The organism is Aeromicrobium sp. SORGH_AS_0981, assembly GCF_031453195.1.
Lineage (GTDB): Bacteria > Actinomycetota > Actinomycetes > Propionibacteriales > Nocardioidaceae > Aeromicrobium.
Window position 1 is genome coordinate 2604644 of the sequence record NZ_JAVIZD010000001.1, and the last position, 25220, is coordinate 2629863.

At 71.0% G+C, this 25220-nt stretch carries 24 protein-coding genes; 14 read left to right on the plus strand and 10 right to left on the minus strand.

The annotated features are described in order from the left end of the window. The first annotated feature begins 70 nt into the window (after window positions 1-70). Window positions 71-1069, plus strand: a complete 999-nt coding sequence (locus QE370_RS13085; RefSeq protein WP_067857741.1) for a TerC family protein — start codon at window positions 71-73, stop codon at window positions 1067-1069. A gap of 47 nt (window positions 1070-1116) precedes the next feature. Here QE370_RS13085 and QE370_RS13090 read toward each other — a convergent pair whose 3' ends face one another. Both QE370_RS13090 and QE370_RS13095 read right to left on the minus strand, forming a co-directional pair. After that, window positions 1117-1422, minus strand: a complete 306-nt coding sequence (locus QE370_RS13090) for a putative quinol monooxygenase (protein ID WP_253022029.1) — start codon at window positions 1420-1422, stop codon at window positions 1117-1119. Next, window positions 1419-2864 (minus strand): APC family permease, encoded by a 1446-nt coding sequence (locus QE370_RS13095; protein ID WP_309634614.1) that lies wholly within the window; start codon window positions 2862-2864, stop codon window positions 1419-1421. The genes QE370_RS13090 and QE370_RS13095 overlap by 4 nt, the downstream gene beginning before the upstream one ends. Before the next feature lie 109 nt (window positions 2865-2973). Between QE370_RS13095 and QE370_RS13100 the strand changes: the two genes are divergently transcribed. After that, the gene (locus QE370_RS13100) at window positions 2974-4254 is read left to right on the plus strand and encodes a cytochrome P450 (protein ID WP_253022033.1); all 1281 of its coding nucleotides are present in this window, start codon (window positions 2974-2976) and stop codon (window positions 4252-4254) included. 9 nt (window positions 4255-4263) lie between these two features. On the opposite strand, the gene QE370_RS13105 is transcribed toward QE370_RS13100, so the two are convergent. Beyond that, window positions 4264-4656, minus strand: a complete 393-nt coding sequence (locus QE370_RS13105) for a hypothetical protein (protein ID WP_309634615.1) — start codon at window positions 4654-4656, stop codon at window positions 4264-4266. A 62-nt stretch (window positions 4657-4718) separates the two neighbouring features. Continuing rightward, window positions 4719-5372 carry an MBL fold metallo-hydrolase gene (locus tag QE370_RS13110; RefSeq protein WP_309634616.1) on the minus strand — a complete coding sequence of 218 codons (654 nt, stop codon included), beginning with the start codon at window positions 5370-5372 and terminating at the stop codon, window positions 4719-4721. A gap of 55 nt (window positions 5373-5427) precedes the next feature. Here QE370_RS13110 and QE370_RS13115 point away from each other — a divergent pair, with 55 nt between their 5' ends. Both QE370_RS13115 and uvrA read left to right on the plus strand, forming a co-directional pair. After that, window positions 5428-5634, plus strand: coding sequence for a hypothetical protein (locus tag QE370_RS13115; protein WP_253022039.1), 207 nt, complete (start codon window positions 5428-5430; stop codon window positions 5632-5634). A 132-nt stretch (window positions 5635-5766) separates the two neighbouring features. Then, window positions 5767-8628 carry an excinuclease ABC subunit UvrA gene (gene uvrA / locus QE370_RS13120; protein WP_309634617.1) on the plus strand — a complete coding sequence of 954 codons (2862 nt, stop codon included), beginning with the start codon at window positions 5767-5769 and terminating at the stop codon, window positions 8626-8628. Between the two features lie 113 nt (window positions 8629-8741). Here uvrA and QE370_RS13125 read toward each other — a convergent pair whose 3' ends face one another. Beyond that, window positions 8742-9728 (minus strand): hypothetical protein, encoded by a 987-nt coding sequence (locus QE370_RS13125; protein WP_309634618.1) that lies wholly within the window; start codon window positions 9726-9728, stop codon window positions 8742-8744. 248 nt (window positions 9729-9976) lie between these two features. Here QE370_RS13125 and uvrC point away from each other — a divergent pair, with 248 nt between their 5' ends. From uvrC to QE370_RS13175, 10 genes are all read left to right on the plus strand, one after another. Further along, the gene (gene uvrC / locus QE370_RS13130) at window positions 9977-11917 is read left to right on the plus strand and encodes an excinuclease ABC subunit UvrC (protein WP_309634619.1); all 1941 of its coding nucleotides are present in this window, start codon (window positions 9977-9979) and stop codon (window positions 11915-11917) included. Then, entirely contained in the window at window positions 11914-12774 is an 861-nt protein-coding gene (gene rapZ, locus QE370_RS13135) for an RNase adapter RapZ (RefSeq protein WP_067857711.1), read from the plus strand. Before uvrC ends, rapZ begins: the two co-directional genes overlap by 4 nt. After that, on the plus strand, window positions 12771-13739 hold the full coding sequence (gene yvcK / locus QE370_RS13140; protein ID WP_253022048.1) for a uridine diphosphate-N-acetylglucosamine-binding protein YvcK: 969 nt from the start codon (window positions 12771-12773) through the stop codon (window positions 13737-13739). Before rapZ ends, yvcK begins: the two co-directional genes overlap by 4 nt. A gap of 38 nt (window positions 13740-13777) precedes the next feature. Beyond that, window positions 13778-14761 carry a DNA-binding protein WhiA gene (gene whiA / locus QE370_RS13145; protein WP_067857702.1) on the plus strand — a complete coding sequence of 328 codons (984 nt, stop codon included), beginning with the start codon at window positions 13778-13780 and terminating at the stop codon, window positions 14759-14761. Beyond that, on the plus strand, window positions 14742-15527 hold the full coding sequence (locus QE370_RS13150; RefSeq protein WP_309634620.1) for a putative protein N(5)-glutamine methyltransferase: 786 nt from the start codon (window positions 14742-14744) through the stop codon (window positions 15525-15527). The genes whiA and QE370_RS13150 overlap by 20 nt, the downstream gene beginning before the upstream one ends. Before the next feature lie 62 nt (window positions 15528-15589). Beyond that, window positions 15590-16594: a type I glyceraldehyde-3-phosphate dehydrogenase gene (gene gap, locus QE370_RS13155; RefSeq protein WP_067857696.1), complete on the plus strand. Its 1005-nt coding sequence runs from the start codon at window positions 15590-15592 to the stop codon at window positions 16592-16594. A gap of 1 nt (window position 16595) precedes the next feature. Further along, window positions 16596-17813: a phosphoglycerate kinase gene (locus QE370_RS13160; protein ID WP_253022052.1), complete on the plus strand. Its 1218-nt coding sequence runs from the start codon at window positions 16596-16598 to the stop codon at window positions 17811-17813. Next, entirely contained in the window at window positions 17813-18607 is a 795-nt protein-coding gene (tpiA, locus tag QE370_RS13165) for a triose-phosphate isomerase (protein WP_309634621.1), read from the plus strand. Before QE370_RS13160 ends, tpiA begins: the two co-directional genes overlap by 1 nt. A gap of 16 nt (window positions 18608-18623) precedes the next feature. Continuing rightward, a complete protein-coding gene (gene secG, locus QE370_RS13170; protein WP_253022056.1) occupies window positions 18624-18860 on the plus strand; it encodes a preprotein translocase subunit SecG in 237 nt (78 codons plus the stop codon). A 1-nt stretch (window position 18861) separates the two neighbouring features. Further along, window positions 18862-19215, plus strand: coding sequence for an RNA polymerase-binding protein RbpA (locus tag QE370_RS13175; RefSeq protein ID WP_067857684.1), 354 nt, complete (start codon window positions 18862-18864; stop codon window positions 19213-19215). Window positions 19216-19300: 85 nt separating this feature from the next. Here the strand turns inward: QE370_RS13175 and pgl are convergent, their stop codons facing one another. The 5 genes from pgl to tal are packed head-to-tail and all read right to left on the minus strand — an operon-like array spanning window position 19301 to window position 25145. After that, a complete protein-coding gene (gene pgl, locus QE370_RS13180) occupies window positions 19301-20023 on the minus strand; it encodes a 6-phosphogluconolactonase (RefSeq protein ID WP_309634622.1) in 723 nt (240 codons plus the stop codon). After that, window positions 20023-20922: a glucose-6-phosphate dehydrogenase assembly protein OpcA gene (locus QE370_RS13185; protein ID WP_309634623.1), complete on the minus strand. Its 900-nt coding sequence runs from the start codon at window positions 20920-20922 to the stop codon at window positions 20023-20025. The genes pgl and QE370_RS13185 overlap by 1 nt, the downstream gene beginning before the upstream one ends. Next, the gene (gene zwf / locus QE370_RS13190) at window positions 20922-22439 is read right to left on the minus strand and encodes a glucose-6-phosphate dehydrogenase (RefSeq protein ID WP_253022110.1); all 1518 of its coding nucleotides are present in this window, start codon (window positions 22437-22439) and stop codon (window positions 20922-20924) included. The genes QE370_RS13185 and zwf overlap by 1 nt, the downstream gene beginning before the upstream one ends. Before the next feature lie 9 nt (window positions 22440-22448). Continuing rightward, window positions 22449-24053 carry a glucose-6-phosphate isomerase gene (locus tag QE370_RS13195; RefSeq protein ID WP_253022062.1) on the minus strand — a complete coding sequence of 535 codons (1605 nt, stop codon included), beginning with the start codon at window positions 24051-24053 and terminating at the stop codon, window positions 22449-22451. A 3-nt stretch (window positions 24054-24056) separates the two neighbouring features. Next, window positions 24057-25145 carry a transaldolase gene (gene tal, locus QE370_RS13200; RefSeq protein WP_253022064.1) on the minus strand — a complete coding sequence of 363 codons (1089 nt, stop codon included), beginning with the start codon at window positions 25143-25145 and terminating at the stop codon, window positions 24057-24059. Between the last annotated feature and the right edge of the window lie 75 nt (window positions 25146-25220).

Sequence of the window (25220 nt, forward strand, 5' to 3'; positions counted from 1 at the left end):
GGTGCTGCGGGCCCGCGGTCCGCGGGCGGAAGAGACCTCCGGTACACGTCTGTCGACCGGAGGAACCTGAGTGAACGTCTCGACCCTGGAGTGGTCCATCACCGTCGGGGTGACCATCGCCATCATCCTGTTCGACGTGTTCGTCGTGGCGCGCAAGCCGCACGAGCCGTCGATGAAGGAGTGCGCCACCTACCTCGCCATCTACGTCGGGCTGGCGGTGGCCTTCGGCATCTGGACCTTCAGCTACCACGGCTCGCAGTACGGCGTGGAGTTCTTCGCCGGGTGGCTGACGGAGTACAGCCTGTCGATCGACAACCTGTTCATCTTCATCATCATCATGGCGAGCTTCAAGGTGCCGCGGAAGTACCAGCAGGAGGCCCTGCTGGTCGGCATCATCATCGCGCTGGTGTTCCGCGGGATCTTCATCGCCGTCGGTGCCGTGGCGATCAACAACTTCTCGTGGATCTTCTACCTGTTCGGCGCCTTCCTCATCTACACGGCGATCAACCTGATCCGCGACACCGACCACGACGACGACGGCGAGAACGCGGTCGTCCGGTTCGCCCGGCGTCGCTTCAACCTCACCGAGCAGTGGGACGGCCTCAAGCTCGTCGTGAAGGAGAACGGTCGCCGCGCGCTGACCCCGATGGCGCTCGTCATCATCGCGCTGGGCACCACCGACCTGCTGTTCGCGCTCGACTCGATCCCGGCGATCTACGGCCTCACCAAGGAGCCGTACCTGGTCTTCACGGCCAACGTGTTCGCGCTCATGGGTCTGCGTCAGCTCTACTTCCTGCTCGGCGACCTGCTCAAGCGCCTGGTCTTCCTGTCGCAGGGTCTCGCGGTGCTGCTCGCGTTCATCGGCGTCAAGCTCCTGCTCCACGCGCTGCACGAGAACGAGCTGCCGTTCATCAACGGCGGCGAGCACGTGAAGGTCCCCGAGATCCCGACGCTCGCCAGCCTCGGCGCCATCGTCGTCATCCTCGGCACGACGACCGTCGTGAGCCTCTGGTACTCCCGCAGGCACCCCGAGAAGGTCGACGACGACCACGGCGCGCCCAAGGAGTAGCGGTCCCGCGGGGCGCGTCCCGCGCGCGTCGAGGAGGAGGGTGCGGCTCAGGCCGGGCCCTCCTCCTGCACGTGGTAGCGGCGGACGTCGGCGTCCAGCACGTCGGGAAGCTCGGCCGCCTCGTCGTCCGGCAGGGCACGGAAGGCGAGCAGCGCGACCTCGTCGCGCCAGTGTTCGTGCACCACGACGAGGCCGGGGTCGACGCTGTCGGCCGTCAGGGCGAAGGCGAGACAGCCGTCGGTGCCGCGTGCCAGCTCGACGACGGGACGGCACGCGGCCACGTAGGCGTCGCGGCGGGCGGGCTCCACCCGGAGCCAGCCGGCCACGACGACCGAGTGCGGGGAGTCAGTCACCGAGCTTCTCGACGTCCTCGAACTCGCTGTCCGCGCTGCCGGTGATCAGGTTGATCGCGTAGGTGATGGCCCAGAGCACGACGCCGATCAGCATGAGCACACCCGCGATGACGTACACCTGACCGTCCCGCTCGACCCAGGGACCGGCGAGGAACACGCACAGCACGGCCGCGACCGCAGGCAGGACGCCCGGGGACACGAAGTGGTTCGGCTTCGCGTCGCCCGGGTTGCGGCGCAGGATCAGGCACGCGACGTTCACGACGGCGAAGACGCACAGCAGCAGGAACGCGGTGACGTTCGACAGGTTGGCCACCACGTTGCTCTCGGCGTCGCGCGTGACGTAGAAGATCAGGCCGAGCGCGAGCAGCGTGCTGAACGCGACGGCCACCCACGGAGTGCGGCGTCCGGGCAGCACCGCTCCGAGCTGACGGGGGGAGCACGCCCTGCTTCGCCATCCCGTACAGCAGACGGCTCGCCATCAGCATGTTGATCAACGCGGTGTTGGCCACGGCGAAGACCGCGAGGAAGGGGAAGACGCGGTCGATCGGGAAGTCCGGGGCGCCCTTCGAGACGACCTCCAGCAGCGCTCGGCCCTCGGAGTCGGAGATGTCCTTGAGCTCGGGGGCGGTGAGCACGGTGACGACGGAGACGGCCACCAGCATGTAGAGCAGCACCGCGATGCCGAGGCCGGTCAGCATGGTCCGCGGGAAGATCTTGTTCGGCTCCTTGACCTCCTCCACCATGTTCACGGCGTCCTCGAACCCGACCATCGCGAAGAAGGCGATCGACGTCGCGGCGGTGACGGCCAGGAACAGGCCGCGGTCCTCGTAGTCGCGGAAGGTCACGACCTCCGACAGGTCGGCGCCGTTCCGCGTCATCGCGTAGAAGCCGACGCCGATCACGATGGACAGCGCCGCCAGCTCGACGATGGTCAGCACCACGTTGAACTTCACGCTCTCGCCGACACCGCGCAGGTTGATGATCGCCAGCAGGATCATGAAGGCCATCGCGATGGCGACGATCGTCCCGCTGCTGGCCGGGCCGTCGGTCCAGCCGTTGACGTCGAGGCCACCGGTGAAGTTGTCGGCGAGGGTCTTGGCCGACGTCGACGCGCTCGTGATGCCGGAGCACACCACCGCGAAGGCGATGAGGAACGTGACGAAGTGGATGCCGAAGGCCTTGTGCGCGTACAGCGCCGCACCGGCCGCCTGCGGGTACTTGGTGACGAGCTCGAGGTACGACAGCGCCGTCATCGAGGCCACGACGAACGCCAGGAGGAACGGCAGCCAGACCAGTCCGCCGACCTTGCCCGCCATCTGTCCCGTCACCGCGTAGATGCCGGCACCGAGGATGTCACCGACGATGAACAGGAGGAGGAGCTTCGGCCCCATGACCCTCCGGAGCTCCGTCGGCCCCTGGACTCCTGCGGTCTCGGTGGTCATGCGTCTCCCTCGCTCGTCGACGCACCGGGGCGTCCGCCCCGGCGCAGAGTTTGGGTGACACCTTGCTCCGCCTGCCTGTCAGATGCAACACCAGTAGTACCTTCGTTACGTGATCGACGTACGCGGACGGCTGACGTCCTGGGCCGGTTCGCTCGTCATGCGTCGGGTACGACGCAAGGGGATCGACCTCTCGCGCATCTCCTTCATCCCCGAGGCCACGAAGGTGCCGCTGCAGAGACACGGCACCGACCCGGTGCCGCGGCTGGCCGAGATCCGCGGCCAGGAGCGTCTGCACAAGCTCTCGCTGCCGTTCTCGTTCAACGCCTACCTGGTGTCCGGGTACGACGAGACCCGCACCGTCCTGACCGACCGCGACAGCTACTCCAACGACATCCGCCACCTCTTCCACGGTGACGGTCCGGCCACGTCCGACGACATCGGCGGGCTCGGGTTCACCGACCCTCCGCTGCACACGCGGCTGCGCAAGATCGTCACGCCCGAGTTCACGATGCGGCGGCTCGCGCGGCTCGGCCCGGCCGTCGAGCGGATCGTCGACGACGCCCTCGACGCGTTCGAGGCGTCGGGCTCGCCCACCGACCTGGCCAAGCACCTCGCGTTCCCGGTGCCGTTCCAGACGATCTGCGAGCTGCTCGGCCTCGACTACGACGACCGCGAGGCGTTCGCCGCCCTCGGCAGTGCGCGGTTCGACGCGACGAACGGGGCGGCGGCCGCGTTCGGTGCGGTGTCGGCCCAGCGCGAGTTCCTCTTCGACGCCGTCGCGCGACAGCGTCGCGACCCGGGGCCGGGCCTGATCGGGCAGATCATCCGCGCCGAGGGCGACGCCATCAGCGACGTCGACCTCGCCGGGCTCGCCGACGGCGTGTTCACGGGCGGCTTCGAGACCACCGCCGGCATGATCGCGCTCGGCACGATCGTCCTCATGCGCGAGGAGAAGCACGCCAACCTCGTGCGCAACGGCACGTCGCAGGACGTCGACCTCGTCGTCGAGGAGCTGCTGCGCTACCTCTCCGTCGTGCAGGTGGCGTTCCCGCGCTTCGCCAAGGAGGACATGACGCTGTTCGGCCAGCGCATCCGCAAGGGCGACGTGCTGCTCGCGTCGCTGAGCGGCGCCAATCGCGACGGGGCGGCCGCGGGGGAGAAGCCCGAGGACTTCGACCCCTTCCGGGTGCCGCGCAGCGGGCACCTCGCGTTCGGCCACGGCATCCACCGCTGCATCGGCGCCGAGCTCGCCCGGATGGAGCTGCGCACGGTGTTCCCGCGGCTGCTGCGTCGCTTCCCCGACCTCGCACTCGCGGTGCCGGAGTCGGAGCTGTCGTTCCGTCAGCTGTCGTTCGTCTACGGCGTCGACGAGCTGCCTGTCACCTTCTGACCAGCCCGGTCAGGTCTGCGACTCCTGGTCGGGGGAGTCCTCGGGCTGCGCGTCGCCGCACTGCCCGAGGGTCGTGGCCTGGTGCCGCTTGAAGTCCGGGGACGACTCGAACGCCCGGCGGTACTGGTCGGCGGGCAGTGCCGCGTAGTACTCGACGGCCTCGAGAAGCTCGTCGGCCCGCGGGTCGTCGGTCGCGTCGGCGAGGCGCCGCGCAGGGTCGAGCGCGGCCTGGAACCGCTCGATGGTCTCGGGGAAGTCGTTCTCGTTGAACGCGGCCACGCCCGAGCGCACCAGGCTGCACGTCTGGTCGAACGCTCGCTGCGCGGTCCCGTCATCGCCCCCGCCGCCGGTGCAGCCGGCCGTCAGTGCCAGGACGGCGGCTGCGACGGCGAACGATCTCACGCTCGCAGCGTAGGCAGGGTCGCGCGGTTCCGCAGGTCAGCGGCTGCCGCGAGCGCGGCCGTTCACCAGCCGCGCTCGCGCCACTCCGGCAGGTGGGGGCGCTCCGCGCCGAGCGTCGTGTCGTTGCCGTGGCCGGGGTAGACGTGCGTGTCGTCGGGGAAGCGGTCGAACAGCTTCGTCTCGACCTCGCCGATCAGGGTGGTGAAGTCCTCGGGCGTCCAGGTCTTGCCGACGCCGCCGGGGAAGAGGTCGTCGCCGACGAACAGGTGGACCACGCCGTCGGGGTCGTCGTAGGCGAGCACGATCGAGCCCGGCGTGTGGCCGACGACCTCGATGACCTCGAGCTCGCACGAGCCGACCCGCACGCGTGCGCCGGTCGCGACGGTGCGGTCCGACGCGACGTCGATGCCCTCCGCGTCACGTTCGCCGGCGACCGTCTCGGCGCCGGTGGCGTCCTTGACCGCGGCGAGGGCGCCCCAGTGGTCGTGGTGGCGGTGCGTGGTGACGATCCGCGCCAGGCCGGCGTCGCCGACGAGCTCGAGGAGCCGGTCGGGCTCGGCCGCGGCGTCGACGAGCACCTGCTCGCCCGTGAGCTCGCAGCGCAGCAGGTACGCGTTGTTGCTCATCTCGCCGACCGCCAGCTTCGTGATCCGCAGGTCGCCCGCGGACTGCACGTCGGCGGGACCGCCGACCTCGACCTCACCCGTGTACGTCATGATGCTGATCCTAGGCGGACGGGAGCGGCCCGGTCGGTGAGCAGGGGAGCGGACGATGAACGGTGCAGAGCTCGCAGGACGACTGATCGGTTTCGTCATCTTCCTGGCCGTGCCGATCGTGATGATCGTCGTCGGCCAGCGGCGCAAGCGCGAGTCCGGAGGGCAGCGGGGTGGGGTGCTGTTCGTCAGCGGCATCGTGCTCCTGGTGCTGGTGGTGCTCGGCATCCTCGGCTCCGCGGGCCAGATGAGCACCGCTCCCTGAGCCGGGCTCGCTCGATCGGCGCGTCGGGCCCGTGGGTGAGGTCACCGTCGCCCGACGTGTTTCTGTCGGCGGTCGCGACTAGGGTCGAGCACGTATGCATACTCCTGTCTTCGTAGCCCTGGAGGGACGCTCGTGACGTCGGACCGCATTGTCGTGCGCGGCGCCCGTGAGCACAACCTCAAGGACGTCTCCCTCGACCTCCCGCGCGACGCCCTCATCGTCTTCACCGGCCTGTCCGGCTCCGGCAAGTCGTCGCTCGCCTTCGACACGATCTTCGCCGAAGGACAGCGTCGCTACGTCGAGTCGCTCTCCGCGTACGCCCGCCAGTTCCTCGGGCAGATGGACAAGCCCGACGTCGACTTCATCGAGGGTCTCTCGCCAGCGGTCTCCATCGACCAGAAGTCCACGTCGCGCAACCCGCGCTCCACGGTCGGCACGATCACCGAGGTCTACGACTACCTGCGTCTGCTGTTCGCGCGCGCCGGTCGGGCCCACTGCCCCGAGTGCGGCGAGCCGATCTCGCGCCAGACGCCCCAGCAGATCGTCGACCGCATCCTCGCCATGCCCGAGGGTGCCCGGTTCCAGGTGCTCGCGCCCGTCATCCGCGGCCGCAAGGGCGAGTACCTCGAGCTGTTCAAGCAGCTCCAGCAGCAGGGCTTCAGCCGCACGATCGTCGACGGCCAGGTCCACAACCTCGCCGACGAGCCGCCGAAGCTCGCCAAGCAGAAGAAGCACACCATCGACGTCGTCGTCGACCGGCTCCAGGTCAAGGAGTCCATGCAGCAGCGGCTCACCGAGTCCGTCGAGACGGCGCTCGGCATCGCCGACGGGCTCGTGCTCGCCGACTTCGTCGACCTCGACGACGACGACCCGAACCGCGTGCGCCGCTTCTCCGAGAAGCTGGCCTGCCCGAACGACCACCCGCTGGCCGTCGACGAGCTGGAGCCCCGGTCGTTCTCGTTCAACGCCCCCTTCGGCGCCTGCCCGGAGTGCCACGGCCTCGGCACCCGCATGGAGGTCGACCCCGAGCTCGTCGTGCCCGACCCGACGAAGTCGATCAGCGACGGGGCCATTGCGCCGTGGAGCTACAACCAGGTCTCGGAGTACTTCCTGCGGATCACGCAGGCGCTCGCCGAGGAGATGGGCTTCTCCACCGACACCCCCTACGGGAAGCTGCCGAAGAAGGCTCAGGACGTGCTCATGCACGGCCACCCCGACAAGGTGCACGTCACCTACAAGAACCGCTACGGCCGGCAGCGGTCGTACTACACGGCGTTCGAGGGTGCGATCGCGTTCATCGAGCGTCGCTACGCCGAGACGGAGTCCGAGACCAACCGCGAGCGGCTCGAGGGCTTCATGCGCGAGGTGCCGTGCGGCGAGTGCGGCGGCAGCCGGCTCAAGCCCGTCATCCGCGCCGTCCTCATCAACCACCCCGAGCTCGGCCCCAAGAACATCGCCGAGGTCAGCAACCTCTCCATCGCCGAGGCGGCCGAGTACCTCAAGGGCCTCGAGATGACCGACCGCGAGCGCCAGATCGGCGAGCGCGTGCTCAAGGAGATCCACGAGCGGCTGCGGTTCCTGCTCGACGTCGGCCTCGACTACCTCAGCCTCGACCGCGCGGCGGGGTCGTTGTCCGGCGGCGAGGCGCAGCGCATCCGACTCGCCACCCAGATCGGTGCCGGTCTCGTCGGCGTCCTGTACGTCCTCGACGAGCCGTCGATCGGGCTGCACCAGCGCGACAACCACCGGCTCATCGAGACCCTCGTCCGGCTGCGCGACATGGGCAACACGCTCATCGTCGTCGAGCACGACGAGGACACCATCAAGGCAGCCGACTGGGCCGTCGACATCGGTCCCGGTGCCGGCGAGCACGGCGGACAGGTGATCGTGTCCGGGCCGGTCAAGCAGCTGCTCAAGAGCAAGGACTCCGTCACCGGCCAGTACCTCTCCGGACGGCAGTCGATCCCCGTGCCCGAGGTACGGCGTCCGCGCGAGAAGGGTCGTGAGATCACGATCCACGGTGCGCGCGAGAACAACCTGCGCGACATCGACGTCACGTTCCCGCTCGGCCAGCTCGTGGCGGTCACGGGCGTGTCGGGGTCGGGCAAGTCGACGCTCGTCAACGACATCCTCTACACGTCGCTCGCACGGCAGATCTACGGCGCGCGCACCATCCCCGGACGTCACCGGACCATCAGCGGTGCCGACAACGTCGACAAGATCATCCACGTCGACCAGTCGCCGATCGGTCGGACGCCGCGGTCGAACCCGGCCACCTACACGGGCGTGTTCGACCACGTCCGCAAGCTGTTCGCGCAGACGCCCGAGGCGAAGATGCGCGGCTACCAGCAGGGTCGCTTCTCGTTCAACGTCAAGGGCGGTCGCTGCGAGGCGTGCTCCGGCGACGGGACCATCAAGATCGAGATGAACTTCCTGCCCGACGTGTACGTGCCGTGCGAGGTCTGCCACGGTGCGCGCTACAACCGCGAGACGCTCGAGGTGCGTTACAAGGGTCGCACCATCGCCGAGGTGCTCGACATGCCGATCGAGGAGGCCGTCGAGTTCTTCGAGGCCATCCCCGCGATCGCCCGTCACCTGCGCACGCTGGTCGACGTCGGGCTCGGCTACGTCCGCCTCGGCCAGAGCGCCCCGACGCTCTCCGGCGGCGAGGCGCAGCGCGTGAAGCTCGCCTCGGAGCTGCAGAAGCGCTCGACCGGTCGGACCCTGTACGTGCTCGACGAGCCCACCACCGGCCTGCACTTCGAGGACATCCGCAAGCTGCTGCTCGTCCTCGGCCGCCTCGTCGACTCCGGCAACTCGGTCGTCGTCATCGAGCACAACCTCGACGTCATCAAGACCGCCGACTGGCTCATCGACATGGGCCCCGAGGGCGGATCCGGCGGCGGCACCCTCCTCGCCGAGGGCACCCCCGAGCACGTCGCGACCGTCGAGGCCTCCCACACCGGCCGCTTCCTCGCCCCCCTCCTCACCTGAGCTGCTGGTTCCCATCAGTTGATGGGAACCAGCAGCTCACCTCGGTGCTCCCTCGCTCACCCTTGGAAGCATCCAGAGGTGAGCGAGGGAGAATCGAGGTGAGTCGGATGCCATCACGTGAGGTAGGTGCGGTTCCGGGTGTAGAGCCGACGCGATTGCTCGAGCTCGCGACGGATGCGCTCGGCCGTCCTCGCGGCGTCTGACGGCTGAACCTCCTGCCACACGGCGCGACTGACGCCGTTCCTGAGCCGACGAATCCCGTCCTCGCGCATCTTCTCGCGCACGACGACATCGCTCGGGCTCTCGCCGCCCCGAAGGTCCCGGAGGTACTTCGTGATGCCGTCGAACTCGCCGTAGTGATGCCACAACTCCCATCCGAGGTCGGTCCGCGCGACGAAGCGCCCCTCCTCGTCGACGACGACCACCTGCGTCTCTGGCCTGGGAAGGCGGTGCTCCCAGCAGACGAACCGCATCAGCGTCTCGCCAGGGTTCTCGGCACCGGGGTCAGCAAGACGCGCCATCAGCCGTGCCACTCTGGACCGAGGCCAACGCTCGAACTTCCGACCCTGGCGCGCCAGGTCGTGGGCGGTGAACAGCCCGTGGTGGAGTGCGGAATCCATGACCACCAGCGCACCTCTACGGCTTGAGCTGCACGCTACCTCCCAGACAGCGCGTCCCGGTTCGACGACGAGACGGCCGCCGACTTCGACGATCTCGTCGTCGCTCGGCGTGACGTCATGGTGCACCACTCCCGACTCGATCCGACCGCATCCTCCGTCCAGTCGGACCACGTGCACGATGCGAAGTGCTGCGCCGTAGACGTCCAGGCCGTGCGCGACTGCAGCGCTGTGGTGCGAGAGCGCGACGGTGCCAGGAGCGAACTTGTCGATCACGGCACGCGCCAGCACCGCGTGCTTCTGCGCTGGGGTGAGGAGGTCGTGCTCGTCCGCAAAGACGTACGTGCCCACCCGGATGCGCCGGACCAGGCCTGACGCGACGGCTGTCCTGATCATCGCGTCACTCCCACCGAGGTCGAGGATGTCGTGTCGGTGGAGGTAACCGCCCTGGGCGGTCGCACGATCGCGGAAGAGGTCGTCCATGGCTCCGAGGCTGCCGCGACTGAACCTGGCTTGGTGGCTCGAGCGGGCGGGATGTGGACAGCACGAGGTGAGTGGTCGCGGACGCTGTGGACGGGCGGGCACTGACCCTGGTTTCCTGGCACTCATCTGCGGTTGCTTCCTATGGCGAGCATGTGAAAACCCAGGGGGCCTGCTGATTACCATCATGTGATGGGAATCAGCAGCCGAGGCTGACCGAGGGTGTCGGTGGGGGCTCGTAGGGTGGGGGAGTGGCGGATCCAGCGACCTATCGGCCGGCTCCGGGGGAGATCCCCGTCGAGCCTGGGGTGTACCGGTTCCGGGACGCGCAGGGGAGGGTCATCTACGTCGGGAAGGCGAAGTCCCTCCGCGCCCGGCTGAACTCCTACTTCCAGGACGTCGCGGGACTGCACGAGCGCACCGCGCGGATGGTCACCACGGCCGCGTCCGTCGACTGGACCGTGGTCACCACGGAGGTCGAGGCGCTGCAGCTCGAGTACACGTGGATCAAGGAGTTCGACCCGCGGTTCAACGTCAAGTACCGCGACGACAAGAGCTACCCGTGGCTCGCGGTCACGGTCGGCGAGGAGGTGCCGCGCGTGCAGGTCATGCGCGGCGCGCAGCGCAAGGGCGTGCGCTACTTCGGCCCCTACGGGCACGCCTGGGCCATCCGCGACACCGTCGACACCCTCCTGCGCGTGTTCCCGATGCGCTCCTGCTCGGCGGGCGTCTACCGACGCGCGCAGGGCATCGGTCGTCCCTGCCTGCTCGGCGACATCGGCAAGTGCGCCGCGCCGTGCGTCGGACGGGTCACGCCCGAGGAGCACCGCGACATCGTCGACGACTTCATGGCCTTCATGGGCGGGCAGACCTCCGGCTTCGTCAAGGGCATCGAGCAGAAGATGCGCCACGCCGCGGAGCAGCAGGAGTACGAGCTGGCCGCGAAGTACCGCGACGACCTCGGGGCGCTGCGGCGGGCGCTCGAGAAGCAGACGGTCGTGCTCGGCGACGGCACCGACGCCGACGTGCTCGGCTTCGTCGACGACCCGCTCGAGGTCGCCGTGCAGATCTTCTCCGTCCGGGGCGGACGGATCCGCGGCCAGCGCGGGTGGGTCGCCGACAAGGCCGACGAGGCCGACTTCCCCGAGCTCGTGCAGCGCGCCGTCATGACCCTCTACGAGAACACCGCCACCGAGGCCATCCCGCGCCAGGTGCTCGTGCCCGAGCTGCCCGCCGACGTCGACGCCGTCACCGAGCTGCTCACCGAGCTGCGCGGCGGGCCGGTGCGCATCCGGGTGCCCCAGCGGGGCGACAAGAAGCGTCTGCTCGAGACCGTCGAGCAGAACGCGCAGCAGGTCATGGCCCGGCACAAGCTCAAGCGCGCCGGCGACCTCACCGCCCGCAGCAAGGCGCTGGAGGAGATCCAGGAGTACCTCGACCTGCCCACCGCGCCCCTGCGCATCGAGTGCTACGACGTGTCCAACCTGCAGGGCACCGAGATCGTGGCCTCCATGGTCGTCTTCGAGGACGGCTTGCCGCGCAAGGGCGAGTACCGCCGCTTCACCATCCGCCACGAGGGCCAGAGCGACGTCGCCGCCATGCACGAGGTCATCACCCGACGCTTCCAGCGGCTGCTGAAGGCCCGCAAGGAGGGCGACGAGGTGCCCGGCATCGACCCCGAGACGGGACTGCCGCGCAAGTTCGCCTACGCGCCTGGGCTGGTGGTCGTCGACGGCGGCCCGCCGCAGGTCGCGGCGGCGCAGGCGGCCATGGACGAGCTCGGCATCACCGACGTCGCCCTGTGCGGGCTCGCGAAGCGGCTCGAGGAGGTCTGGGTGCCGCAGGAGGCCGACCCGGTCATCTTCCCGCGCACCAGCGAGGCGCTCTACCTCCTGCAGCGCGTGCGCGACGAGGCCCACCGCTTCGCGATCACCCACCACCGGCAGCGCCGTGCGAAGGCGATGACCGGCAGCGCGCTCGACGACGTCCCCGGACTCGGACCGAGCCGGCGCAAGGCCCTCATGGCCGCGTTCGGGTCGGTCCGCAAGATCCGCGCCGCGAGCGTCGAGGAGGTGGCGGCCGTGCCCGGCTTCGGCCGCGCTACGGCAGAATCCGTCGTGGCGGCACTCGCCGCCGACACGCCCGGGCCCACCGTCGACACCGCGACGGGGGAGATCGTGGAGGACCGATGACCCCGCTGACCACCTTCGTCGTCGTCACCGGCATGACCGGTGCGGGTCGCGGCACCGCCGCGAAGGCGCTCGAGAAGCTCGGCTACTACGTCATCGACAACCTGCCCGCCGCGATGATCGAGGAGGCCGTCGACGCCGTGCAGGGCGCCGACGTCCCGCGACTGGCCGTCGTCGTCGACTCCCGGTCCGGCGCGTTCTTCGGCGGCCTCACCGACGCGCTCGAGTCGCTGCGCGAGCGCGGCATCCGGGCGCGCGTGCTCTACCTCGAGGCTGCCGACGAGGTCCTCGTCCGGCGTCAGGAGGCCGCGCGCCGCCCGCACCCGCTCAGCATGGAGGGCCGGCTGCTCGACGGCTTCAACCGCGAGCGCGAGCTCCTGCGCACCGTCCGTGGGCGCGCCGACATCGTCATCGACACCACGCGGCTCAACATCCACCACCTCGCCCGGCGGGTCCAGGCCGCGTTCGAGGAGCCCGGCGCGCTGGGCCTGCGGGCGTCGGTGATGTCGTTCGGCTTCAAGTACGGCATCCCCATCGACGCCGACATGGTCGCCGACATGCGCTTCCTGCCCAACCCGTACTGGGTCGAGGAGCTGCGACCCATGAGCGGCCTCGACGCCCCGGTCAGCGAGTACGTGCTCAGCCAGCCGAAGGCCGAGGAGTTCCTCGACTCCTACGAGAACCTCGTCGACATGCTCACCGACGGGTTCCTGCACGAGGACAAGCGCTTCCTGACCATCGCGATCGGCTGCACCGGCGGACGTCACCGCAGCGTCGCCATGTCCGAGGCGTTCGCCGAGCGGCTGCGCGGCCACGGCGTGCGCACGCTCGTCGTCCACCGCGACCTGGGGCGCGAGTGACCACCCCGCCGACGGCACCGCCCGGCGGCGTCCGGGTCGTCGCCCTCGGCGGCGGGCACGGGCTCGCCGCCAGCCTGTCCGCGCTGCGCCTGCTCGACACCCAGCTCACCGGCATCGTCACCGTCGCCGACAACGGCGGCTCGTCCGGCCGGCTGCGCGAGGAGCTGGGGGTGCTGCCGCCCGGCGACCTGCGCATGGCGCTCGCCGCCCTGTGCGCCGACGACCAGTGGGGCCGGCAGTGGGCCACCGTCCTGCAGCACCGCTTCAGCAGCGACGGCCCGCTCGACCAGCACGCCGTCGGCAACCTGCTCATCGCGGCGATCTGGGGGATCCTCGACGACCACGTCGCCGGGCTCGACCTCGTCGGCGACCTGCTCGGCGCGCGGGGCCGGGTGCTCCCCATGGCCGCCGTCCCGCTGCACATCGAGGCCGACGTCCACCTGCACGCCGACCCGGACCGGCTCACCGTCGTGCGGGGGCAGGCCCAGGTCGCGTCCGTCGACGGGCAGGTGGTCAGCGTCCGGCTCGACCCGGAGGACCCGCCGGCCTGTCCCGAGGCCGTCGAGGCCGTGGAGGCGGCCGACTGGGTCGTCGTCGGCCCCGGCTCGTGGTTCACCTCGGTCATGCCGAACCTGCTGGTGCCGCAGCTGCGCGACGCGCTCGAGCGCACCTCGGCGCGCCGTGCGCTCGTGCTCAACCTGAGCGAGCAGGAGGGCGAGACCGAGGGGCTGTCGCCGACCGACCACCTCGAGGTGCTCGCCGCGCACGCCCCCGACCTGCGGCTCGACGTCGTCCTCGCCGACCACTCGCTGGTCGACGACGCGGGCGTGCTCGAGCGGGCCGCGCGGTCGCTCGGTGCACGCGTCGTGGCGGCCGACGTCGCGGTCGCCCGGGGCGCCGACCAGCACGACCCCGCCCGGCTGGCCCGGGCCTTCGAAGGGTTCTTGCGCGCGGGCATACAGTGAGGGTCTGACTGCACGCGACGACGTTGGAGGACGCCCGCATGGCCATGACGGCTCAGGTCAAGTCGGAGCTCGCGAGCACCACGGTGACGAAGGCGTGCTGCCGCAAGGCGGAGGTCGCGTCGATGCTGCGCTTCGCCGGCGGTCTGCACATCGTGGCGGGTCGCATCGTGGTGGAGGCCGAGCTCGACACCGGCGCCGTGGCGCGTCGTCTGCGCCGCGACATCCAGGAGGTCTACGGGCACGCGAGCGAGATCCTCGTCGTCCAGGGCACGAACCTGCGCAAGGGAACGCACTACGTGGTGCGGGTGGCGAAGGACGGCGAGGCCCTCGCCCGGCAGACCGGTCTCATCGACGCCAGCGGTCGCCCCGTCCGCGGGCTGCCGCCGCAGATCGTGTCCGGTGCGTCGTGCGACTCCGTCGCCGCCTGGCGCGGCACGTTCCTCGCGCACGGATCGCTCACCGAGCCCGGCCGCTCGTCGGCGCTGGAGGTGAGCTGCCCCGGCCCGGAGGCGGCGCTGGCGCTCGTGGGCGCCGCGCGCCGGCTCGGCATCAGTGCCAAGGCGCGTGAGGTGCGTGGTGGCGACCGCGTCGTCATCCGCGACGGCGAGGCCATCGGTGCGTTGCTGACCCGGCTCGGTGCCCACGAGACCCTGCTCGCCTGGGAGGAGCGCCGCATGCGCCGCGAGGTGCGTGCCACCGCCAACCGGCTCGCCAACTTCGACGACGCCAACCTGCGTCGTTCGGCCCGCGCGGCGGTCGCCGCGGGCGCCCGGGCGCAGCGCGCGCTGGAGATCCTCGGCGAGGACGTCCCCGACCACCTGCGCATGGCCGGCGACCTGCGGGTCGAGCACCGGCAGGCCAGCCTCGAGGAGCTCGGTGCCCTGCACGAGCCGCCGCTCACGAAGGACGCGATCGCGGGTCGCATCCGCCGCCTCCTGGCCATGGCCGACAAGCGCGCGTCCGACCTCGGCATCCCCGACACCGAGGCGAGCGTCAACGAGGATGCGCTCCCCGAGGCCTGACGCCGACGCCGTCGCGGCCCGTCTGCGCGCCGCCGGCTGCGTGTTCGCCGACGACGAGGCGCGGCTGCTGCTCGCCGAGCACGACGCGGGACGTCCGCTCGACGGCATGGTCGCCCGGCGGGTCGCCGGGGAGCCGCTCGAGCAGGTGCTCGGCTGGGCCGAGCTCGACGGCGTGCGCGTGCGGCTGCGGCCGGGCGTCTTCGTGCCGCGGCGTCGCTCCGTCGCCCTCGTCCGCGCGGCCCTCGAGGTCACCGACGGCGAGGCTCGTCCGGTGGTCGTCGACCTCTGCTGCGGGTCGGGGGCCCTGGGGCTCGCGGTCGCCCGGTCGGTGCCCGACCTCGAGCTGCACGCGGCCGACGTCGACCCGGTGGCCTGTGCGTGCGCCCGCGACAACCTCGACGGAGTCGGCGAGGTCCACCAGGGCGACCTCCTCGACGCCCTGCCCACCGCCCTCGTCGGGCGGGTCGACCTCCTGCTCGTGAACGCGCCGTACGTCCCGACGGCGGACCTCGTCACGCTGCCGCGCGAGGCCCGCGACCACGAGCCCACGACCGCGCTCGACGGGGGCGTCGACGGTGTCGCGCTGCACCGCCGCGTCGCAGCCGGTGCGGGGCCCTGGGTCCGCCGCGGAGGACGGGTGCTGGTCGAGACCTCCGGACGACAGGCGCCGCTCACCGTCGCCGGCTTCGCCCCGGCCGACTGGCACGTCGACGTGCTCACCGACGACGACCTCGGCGCGACCGTGGTGCGGGCGACTCGCCGGTAGCCGACGCGACTCGATAGGCTGGCGCCCACCACACCCCGACCCCAGTAGGAGCAGGTTTCACCGTGACCGTTCGCGTGGGCATCAACGGCTTCGGCCGCATCGGCCGCAACTTCTTCCGGGCGGCCCGTGCCGCCGGGACCGACATCGAGATCGTCGCCGTCAACGACCTGACGGACAACAAGACGCTCGCGACGCTCCTCAAGTACGACTCGATCCTCGGCCGCCTCGACGCCGACGTGTCCTACGACGACACGTCGATCACCGTCGGCGACCAGAAGATCGCCGCGTTCGCCGAGCGCGACCCCGCGAAGCTCGACTGGGCCTCGGTCGGCGTCGACATCGTCGTCGAGTCCACCGGCTTCTTCACCGACGCCACCAAGGCGAAGGCGCACGTCGACGGCGGCGCCAAGAAGGTCATCATCTCCGCCCCGGCGAAGAACGAGGACATCACCATCGTCATGGGCGTCAACCACGACCTCTACGACGGTGCGCAGCACACGGTCATCTCGAACGCCTCCTGCACCACCAACTGCCTCGCCCCGATGGCCAAGGCGCTCAACGACGCCCTCGGCATCGAGCAGGGCCTCATGACGACGATCCACGCGTACACGCAGGACCAGAACCTGCAGGACGCGCCGCACAGCGACCTGCGTCGCGCCCGCGCCGCCGCGCTCAACATCGTGCCCACCTCCACGGGTGCCGCGAAGGCCGTCAGCCTCGTGCTCCCCGAGCTCAAGGGCAAGCTCGACGGCTACGCGCTGCGCGTGCCCGTGCCCACCGGCTCGGCCACCGACCTCACCTTCACCGCGTCGCGCGAGACGTCGGTCGAGGAGGTCAACGAGATCCTCAAGACGGCCTCCGAGGGTGCGCTCAAGGGCTTCCTCACGTACACCGAGGACCCGATCGTCTCCTCCGACATCGTCACCGACCCGTCGTCGTGCATCTTCGACTCGGGCCTGACGAAGGTCATCGGCGACCAGGTCAAGGTCGTCGGCTGGTACGACAACGAGTGGGGCTACTCCAACCGCCTCGTCGACCTCGTCAAGCACGTCGGCGCGTCTCTCTGACGTGGCGGCCCAGACGATCGACGACCTGCTCGCGAGCCGCGGGGGAGACCTCAGCGGCACGCGGGTGCTGGTCCGCAGCGACCTGAACGTGCCGCTGGACGGCAGCACGATCACCGACGACGGCCGCGTGCGCGCCAGCGTCCCGACCATCCAGAAGCTCGCCGGTGCCGGTGCGCGCGTGCTCGTCACCGCACACCTCGGCCGGCCGAAGGGTGCGCCGGACCCGGCCTACTCGCTGGAGCCGGTCGCGGAGCGGCTCGCCGAGCTGCTCGGCACGCCCGTGCTCTTCGCCAACGACACGGTCGGCACCGAGGCGCAGCGGATCACCGCGGCGCTGCAGGACGGCCAGGTGGCCGTGCTCGAGAACGTCCGGTTCAACGAGGGCGAGACGAGCAAGGACGACGCCGTCCGCGGCGCGTTCGCCGACGAGCTCGCAGCGCTGGCCGACGTGTTCGTCTCCGACGGGTTCGGGGTCGTGCACCGCAAGCAGGCCAGCGTCTACGACGTCGCCACCCGGCTCCCGGCCGTGGTCGGCGGTCTCGTGCAGACCGAGGTGGAGGTGCTGGAGCGGCTCACCGAGTCGCCCGAGCGCCCCTACGTCGTCGTGCTGGGCGGGTCGAAGGTCTCCGACAAGCTGGGCGTCATCGACAACCTGATCGAGAAGGCCGACAGCCTGCTCATCGGCGGCGGCATGGTCTTCACGTTCCTCAAGGCGCAGGGCCACGACGTCGGCTCCTCGCTGCTCGAGGCCGACCAGCTCGACGTCGCCCGCGAGTACGTCGAGCGCGCTGCCGCGCAGGGCGTCGACCTCGTGCTCCCGACCGACGTCGTCGTCGCGCCGGAGTTCTCGGCCGACGCCCCCGCCACGGTCGTCGCCGCCGACGCGATCCCGGCCGACCAGATGGGCCTCGACATCGGCCCGGAGAGCGCGGAGCGCTTCGCCGAGGTCGTGCGCGGGGCGCGCACCGTGTTCTGGAACGGCCCCATGGGCGTGTTCGAGTTCGAGGCGTTCGCGGCCGGCACGAAGGCCGTCGCGCAGGCGCTCACCGAGGTGGACGGCCTGTCGGTCGTGGGTGGCGGCGACTCCGCCGCGGCGGTGCGTCAGCTCGGCTTCACCGACGACCAGTTCGGTCACATCTCCACCGGGGGCGGCGCGAGCCTCGAGTACCTCGAGGGCAAGACCCTGCCCGGCCTGCAGATCCTCGAGAAGGAGTCCTGATGGCACGCACCCCCCTCATGGCGGGCAACTGGAAGTCCAACCTCAACCACCAGGAGGCCGTCGTCCTGGTGCAGAAGCTGGCCTGGACGCTGCAGGACAAGAAGCACGACGCGGCCCGGTCCGAGGTCGTCGTCATCCCGCCCTTCACCGACATCCGCAGCGTGCAGACGCTCGTCGACGGCGACCGGCTGCCGATCCGCTACGGCGCGCAGGACGTGTCCGAGCACGACGGCGGGGCGTACACCGGCGAGGTCACGGCAGCGATGCTGGCCAAGCTCGGCTGCTCCTACGTCGTCGTCGGCCACTCCGAGCGCCGTGAGTACCACGGGGAGTCCGACGCGGTGGTGAACGCCAAGACCACCCGAGCGCTGGCTGCCGACATCACGCCCATCGTCTGCGTGGGCGAGGGTCTGGAGGTCCGTCAGGCGGGCGACCACGTCGCGTACACGCTCGCCCAGCTCGACGGCTCGCTCGCCGGGCTGACGCCCGAGCAGGTCGCGGGCCTCGTCGTCGCCTACGAGCCCGTCTGGGCCATCGGCACCGGCGAGGTGGCCACCCCCGAGGACGCGCAGGAGGTGTGCGCGGCCATCCGGTCCCGGATCGCCGAGACCTGCTCTTCCGAGGCGGCGCAGGCGGTGCGTATCCTGTACGGCGGATCGGTGAAGGCGGCCAACATCGCCGCGATCATGGCCAAGTCCGACGTGGACGGTGCCTTGGTCGGCGGTGCGAGCCTCCAGGCGGAGGAGTTCGCCGCCATCGCCCGGTTCTACGACATGCCGGCCCTGCCCTCCTGATGGAAGACCTGAACCTGTGATCATCCTGTTGTCGTCCGTGCTGACGATCTCGAGCCTGCTCATGATCGTCCTGATCCTCATGCACAAGGGACGCGGAGGCGGTCTGTCCGACATGTTCGGCGGCGGCATCTCCAGCTCCCTCGGTGGCTCGTCCGTGGCCGAGCGCAACCTCGACCGCATCACCGTCGGCATCGCCGTCGTGTGGACGATCTCGGTCATCCTGCTGGGCCTCCTGCTGAAGGTGAGCAACTGACATGGCGGCGGGAGCGATCCGCGGCAGCCGCATCGGCTCGGGGCCGATGGGCGAGGCCGAGCGTGGCGAGGCCGCACCGCGCAAGGCGGTCACCTACTTCTGCGCGAACGACCACCAGACGGCGCTGAACTTCGCGCTCGAGGCGGAGCCGCCGGAGTCGTGGGACTGCCCGCGCTGCGGCCTGCCGGCCAGCCACGACGCCGAGAACCGTCCGACGGCCCCGAAGACAGAGCCCTACAAGACGCACCTGGCCTACGTGAAGGAGCGCCGCAGCGAGGACGAGGCGCAGGTGATCCTCACCGAGGCGCTCGACTCGCTCCGGTCGCGTCGCAAGTCCGGCGAGATCATCTTCTGACCGTCCCCACGGTCCGGAACGCCATCGCCCTCCACGCCGAGCGTGGAGGGCGATGTGGTTCCCGCACCGGCGTGAGTGCTCGACGTCAGAGGCGGCCGGCGGCATCCTCGTCGAGGAACCAGAGCGTCTCGTCGCGCCCGTGCGCGCCGCGTGCCGGGGTCTCCTCCAGCGAGCCGTCGGCGGCGAGCGCTCGGCCCACCGCGTCGGCCTTGCCCTCGCCGGAGACGAGGAACCAGGTGGCGCGCGTGTGGTTCAACGCCGGGAAGGTCAGGCTCGTGCGCTCCGGCGGGGGCTTCGGGGAGTCGAAGACCTCCACGCAGCGGCGCTCCTGCTCGTGCAGCTGGGCGAAGCCGGGGAACAGCGACGCGACGTGCCCGTCGGGTCCGACGCCGAGCAGCACGACGTCGAAGGGCTCGTCGGGCAGCGAGGCGCCGTAGCCGTCGGCCGCCTCCGCCATCGACGTCGAGCAGCCGTGCGCCGGCATGCTGTGCACCTGCGACGCCGGGACCGAGAGGCGGTCGAGGAAACTGTCGTGCGCCTGCCGGTCGTTGCGGTCCTCGTGGCCCTCCGGCACGAAGCGCTCGTCGCCGAACCAGTAGACGACGTCGGACCAGTCGGCGGCCGCGGCGTCGAGCCGCTCGTAGATCGCGATCGCGATCGTGCCGCCGGTCAGCACCACGTGCGGCGTGCGTCCCTCGGCCTGGACCGCTGCGACGCGCTCGGCGAGCGCGGCGGCCACGGCCGCCGCGAGGGCGTCGGCGTCGGGATGGACGAGGGTGCGGGCCGCGGGGGCCGAGGCGTCGGACATCAGGACTCCAGGAGGTGGGTGAGGGTCTCGTGGTAGACGTCGTCGGCGTCGAGACGGCGCAGGTCCTCGGCGAGCAGCTCCGCCAGGGTGCGCGGGCCGAGGGGCACGTGCCGTGGCGCGGCACCCGGGATCGAGAACAGGCAGGTCTCGGCGTCGATGCGCTCGATGGTCACGTCGCCGGCGTCGGTCTCCAGCACGACGCGGGCGATCTGCTCGCCCTCGCTGCGCCGCTCGGTGACCGGCACCCGCAGCCGCGACTGCAGCCACGCGGTCAGCAGGCGGGCCGCCGGGTTGCCCGACCCCGCCTCGACGCTGCCGCGGTGCACGGTGCCTGTGGCCTGGTCGAGCGCGGCGGCCAGCAGGGCGCGCCACGGCGTCAGGCGTGTCCACGAGAGGTCCGTGTCGCCCGGGCTGTAGTGCCGCGCCGTCGTCTTCAGCGTGCGGACCGGGGAGTCCGACGCCTCGGCGTCGGTGAGCCGGCGCTGCGCGAGCCGGCCGATCGGGTCCTCGGAGGGGTTCGTCGGGGGCTTGCCCGGCCACCACACCACGACGGGGGAGTCGGGCAGGAGCAGGGGGAGCACGACCGACTCCGCGTGCTTGGTGAGTGGTCCGGAGAGCCGCAGCAGGATGGACTCGCCGGCCGCGTTCTCGCCCACCCGCACGGTGGCGTCGACGCGGGGGTGGCCGCGTCCGTCGCCGAGCACGATGCCGATGACGCGCGAAGGGTGCTCGCGCGAGAGCGCCGCAGCCGTGCGCAGCGACTCGCCGACCGTCTCGTCGTCGGTGACCACGAGCGCCGTGAGCACCATGTCCATGGCGGGACTGCCGGAGTCGACGCGGGCGCGGACGAGGGCGCGGGCGATCTGCGGCGACGTCGTGTTCTCGAGGTTGATCTGCATCAGGGACGCCTCCAGGTGCGGCCGTCGCGCTCCATCATGGCGTCGGCGGTGGGCGGACCCCACGTGCCCGACGTGTAGGTGTCGATGGTCTTCTCACGCTGCCAGTGGGCGATGACCGGGTCGAGGATCTTCCAGGAGAGCTCGACCTCCTCCTGCTGCGGGAAGAGTGGCGGGTCGCCCAGGAGCACGTCGAGGATGAGACGCTCGTACGCCTCCGGGCTGCTCTCGACGAAGGCTCCGCCGTAGGCGAAGTCCATGAGCACGTCGCGGATCTCCATCGTCGTGCCGGGGACCTTCGCGCCGAAGCGCAGCGTGACGCCCTCGTCGGGCTGGATCCGCATGACGAGCGCGTTGCGGCCCAGCTCCTCGATGTCGTTCTTGCTGAACGGCTGGTGCGGTGCCGCCTTGAAGACGACGGCCACCTCGGTCACGCGGCGACCCAGCCGCTTGCCGGTGCGCAGGTAGAACGGGACGCCGGCCCAGCGCCGTGTGGCGATGTCGATCTTGATGGCCGCGTACGTCTCCGTGCGCGAGCCCTCCGGGATGCCCTGCTCCTCCAGGTAGCCGACCACGTGCTCGCCGCCGGCCCAGCCGGCGGTGTACTGGGCCTGCGCCGTGTGCTGGGCCATCGGGGTGGCGGGTCGTGCGTTCGCGAGGATCTTCTGCTTCTCCAGCCGCAGGCTCTCGGCGTTGAAGGAGACGGGCTCCTCCATCGCGATGAGCGCCATCAGCTGCAGCAGGTGGTTCTGGATCACGTCGCGCGCCGCGCCGATGCCGTCGTAGTAGCCCGCCCGGGTGCCGATGCCGATGTCCTCGGCCATGGTGATCTGGACGTGGTCGACGTAGTGGCTGTTCCACAGCGGCTCGAACATGCCGTTGGCGAAGCGGAGCGCCAGGATGTTCTGGACCGTCTCCTTGCCGAGGTAGTGGTCGATGCGGAACACGCTCTCGCGCGGGAAGACCTCCGAGACGAGCGTGTTCAGCTCCCGAGCCGACGCGAGGTCGTGCCCGAAGGGCTTCTCGATGACGACGCGGCGCCAGCCACCGGACTGGTCGGCGAGCCCGTGCTCCTTGATCTTGCCGACGACCACGGGGAACAGGCCAGGCGGGATCGACAGGTAGAACGCGTGGTTGCCGCCCGTGCCCTGCTGCTCGTCGAGCTCGGCCATGGTCGCGGCCAGCTGCAGCCACGCGGCGTCGTCGTCGAAGGATCCCGGCACGAAGCGGATGCCCGCCTCGAGCTGGGTCCAGACGGTCTCGCGCCACGGCGTGCGGGCTCCCGCCTGCGCGGCGGCCTTGAGCATCTCCGAGAACGACTGGTCGCCGAAGTCCTGCCGGGCGAAGCCGACGAGGGCGAAGCCCGGCGGGAGCAGGCCGCGATTGGCGAGGTCGTAGATCGCCGGGATCAGCTTCTTGCGCGCCAGGTCGCCCGTGACGCCGAACATGACCACGCTGCACGGACCCGCGATGCGCGGCAGGCGCCGGTCGCGGACGTCGCGCAGCGGGTTGCTCTGCATCGCCACGGCTCAGCCCAGCAGGTCGCGCAGCGGGGCGGCCGCGGCCTGCGGGTCGGACAGGTGCAGGCGCAGGACCGGACGGCCGTGGTCGCGCAGGACCTGCGCGTCGCCGGCTGCCTGGGAGGCGATGAACTCCCCGAACGTGAAGTCGCGACCGGGGACCGCGAGGTCCTCGTGCGGGTCGCTCGTCAGCTGGAGGAACACGCCCGTCGCCGGACCGCCCTTGTGGTACTGGCCCGTGGAGTGCAGGAACCGCGGACCCCACCCGAACGTGACGGGTCGCCCGGTGCGGCGGGCCAGCTGCTCCCGCAGACCGGCGTAGGCGCTGAGGTCCCAGCGGTCCAGGTACGCCTGGACGGCGAGGTACCCGTGCTCGTCGTCGACCTGGGCGAGGAGGTGCTCCACGGCGTCGGCGAGGCTGGAGGCGTCGGTGCCGAACGCGGAGACCGGTCCGTCGACCAGGTCGGCGCCCGGCTCGTCGTCACCGCCGCCGCTGAGCTTGTCGCGGGCGGCCTGCTTGGCGCTCTCGACGTCGGGCTGGTCGAACGGGTTGATGCCGATGAGGGCGCCCGCGACGCTCACGGCCACCTCCCACAGCAGCATCTGCGCGCCGAGACCGCCCGTGACGCCGGCGGCCCAGCCGGACGTGCTCGTCGGCGCGTCCGAGGAGCCGGAGACGGCCAGGAAGGAGTCGGGCGTGCTCGGCTCGACGTTCACCGCGTGGCCGCTCTCGACCACGACGGGCAGGATGCCGTGGCCGATCTTGCCCGTCGACTCGGCGACGAGCTGCTCGATCCAGTCGCCGACGCCCCAGGCCTCGGCGGTGCCGGCGTCGTGGTCGAGGAGCACCAGCTTGTCGACGGAGGAGCGGTTGGCCACGCCGAGCGCGGCGCCGAGGCGCAGCGCCGGGTTGGCGACGTCGTCGGCGAACAGTGTTGCCGTGGCGTCGGCGGCCTCGTCGAGCAGACCGCCGATGTCGGCACCCGCGAGCCCGCTGGGCACCAGGCCGAACGCGGTGAGCGCGGAGTAGCGGCCACCGACCTCGGGGTCGGCGTGGAACACCCGGTACCCGGCCTCCGTCGCCTGCTCGTCGAGCGGCGAGCCGGGGTCGGTGACGACCACGAGGTGGTCGGCGGGGGAGAGCCCCGCCTCGGTGAAGGCGTGCTCGTACGCGCGCCGCTGGCTGTCGGTCTCGACGGTGCCGCCGGACTTGCTCGACACGACGACGACCGTGCGCTCGAGGCGGTCGGCGATCGCCGACCGCACCATGTCGGGCTGGGAGGAGTCGAGCACGGTCAGCTCGACACCGGCAGCGGCGCAGATGACCTCGGGAGCCAGCGACGAGCCGCCCATCCCGCAGAGGACGACGTGGTCGAGACCGCGCTCGTGCAGCTCGGCACGCAGCGCCTCGACCTCGGCGACGAGCGGTCGGGACGACTCCGCGAGCGTCGTCCAGGAGAGCCGCTTGGCCGCCTCGGACTCCGCGTCGGGACCCCACAGGGTGGCGTCGTGGGCGTGCAGCCGCGAGGCGAAGCGGTCGGCGACGAGCTCCGCGAGCGCGGCGTCGAGGGCGGCCTGGTCGGCGACGGTGAGCGTGACGTCCGGTGCCGCCATGGCTCAGGCCTTCTCGAGCTCGGAGCGGACGCTGTCGAGCAGCTCGGCCCAGGAGGCGTCGAACTTCTCGAGGCCCTCCTTCTCGAGCTTGGCCACGACCTCGTCGTAGCCGATGCCCTTCGCCTCGAGGTCGGCGATGACCTGGCGGGCCTCGTCGTAGCGACCGGTGACCCGGTCGCCCTCGACCTCGCCGTGGTCGGCGAACGCCTGCAGCGTCTTCTCGGGCATCGTGTTGACGGTGTCGGCGACCACGAGCTCGGTCACGTAGAGCGTGTCCGGGTAGGCGGGGTCCTTCACGCCGGTGGAGGCCCACAGCGGTCGCTGGGCGTGGGCGCCGCGCTCGCGCAGCGACGCGAAGCGCTCGGAGCCGAAGACCTCCTCGAAGGCCTCGTAGGCGAGCCGCGCGTTCGCGATGGCTGCCTTGCCGCGCAGCGGGTCACCCTCCTCGAGCCGCCCGTCGACCTCGCTGTCGACGCGGCTCACGAAGAACGACGCCACCGAGTGGATGGCCGAGAGGTCGCGACCGGCCTCGGCGGCGCGCTCGAGCCCCTCGACGTACGCGTCCATGACGGCGCGGTAGCGCTCGAGGGAGAAGATCAGCGTCACGTTGACGCTGATGCCCTCCGCGATCGCGTCGGCGATCGCCGGGAGGCCCTCGACCGTCGCGGGGATCTTGATGAGGAGGTTGGGCCGGTCGACCGTCTCCCACAGGCGCTTCGCGATGGTGGTGGTGCGGTCGGTGTCGCGGGCGGCGCCGGGGTCGACCTCGATCGAGACGCGGCCGTCGACGCCGTCGGTGCGGTCGTAGACCGGCCGCAGCACGTCGCACGCCTCGCGCACGTCGGTCGTGGTCAGGGCGAAGACCGTCTCGTCGACGTCGGCGCCGGCGGCCTTCAGTTCGGCCACCTGCGCGGCGTAGCGGTCGCCGTCGGACAGGGCCGAGGCGAAGATCGTGGGGTTGGTGGTGACGCCGACGACACCGCCCTCGGTGACGAGCTCGGCGAGGTTGCCGGACTCGATGCGCTCACGGGACAGGTCGTCCAGCCAGATGGAGACCCCGGCGTCGGCCAGGGCCTGCAGTCGCTCGTTCATGGTGCTCCTCCTGCCGCCGTCCGGCGGCGTGGTGGTCGGGGTGGGACCCGCGCCGGCGGCGCAGGCCCCGTTGCT

Coding starts and splice junctions, on each gene's coding strand:
- QE370_RS13095 (WP_309634614.1), bottom strand. CDS start 2,864: ATGACCACCGAGACCGCAGGAGTCCAGGGGCCGACGGAGCTCCGGAGG.
- QE370_RS13110 (WP_309634616.1), bottom strand. CDS start 5,372: ATGACGTACACGGGTGAGGTCGAGGTCGGCGGTCCCGCCGACGTGCAG.
- QE370_RS13115 (WP_253022039.1), top strand. CDS start 5,428: ATGAACGGTGCAGAGCTCGCAGGACGACTGATCGGTTTCGTCATCTTC.
- QE370_RS13125 (WP_309634618.1), bottom strand. CDS start 9,728: ATGGACGACCTCTTCCGCGATCGTGCGACCGCCCAGGGCGGTTACCTC.
- rapZ (WP_067857711.1), top strand. CDS start 11,914: ATGACCCCGCTGACCACCTTCGTCGTCGTCACCGGCATGACCGGTGCG.
- whiA (WP_067857702.1), top strand. CDS start 13,778: ATGGCCATGACGGCTCAGGTCAAGTCGGAGCTCGCGAGCACCACGGTG.
- QE370_RS13150 (WP_309634620.1), top strand. CDS start 14,742: ATGCGCTCCCCGAGGCCTGACGCCGACGCCGTCGCGGCCCGTCTGCGC.
- tpiA (WP_309634621.1), top strand. CDS start 17,813: ATGGCACGCACCCCCCTCATGGCGGGCAACTGGAAGTCCAACCTCAAC.
- QE370_RS13175 (WP_067857684.1), top strand. CDS start 18,862: ATGGCGGCGGGAGCGATCCGCGGCAGCCGCATCGGCTCGGGGCCGATG.
- pgl (WP_309634622.1), bottom strand. CDS start 20,023: ATGTCCGACGCCTCGGCCCCCGCGGCCCGCACCCTCGTCCATCCCGAC.
- QE370_RS13185 (WP_309634623.1), bottom strand. CDS start 20,922: ATGCAGATCAACCTCGAGAACACGACGTCGCCGCAGATCGCCCGCGCC.
- zwf (WP_253022110.1), bottom strand. CDS start 22,439: ATGCAGAGCAACCCGCTGCGCGACGTCCGCGACCGGCGCCTGCCGCGC.
- QE370_RS13195 (WP_253022062.1), bottom strand. CDS start 24,053: ATGGCGGCACCGGACGTCACGCTCACCGTCGCCGACCAGGCCGCCCTC.
- tal (WP_253022064.1), bottom strand. CDS start 25,145: ATGAACGAGCGACTGCAGGCCCTGGCCGACGCCGGGGTCTCCATCTGG.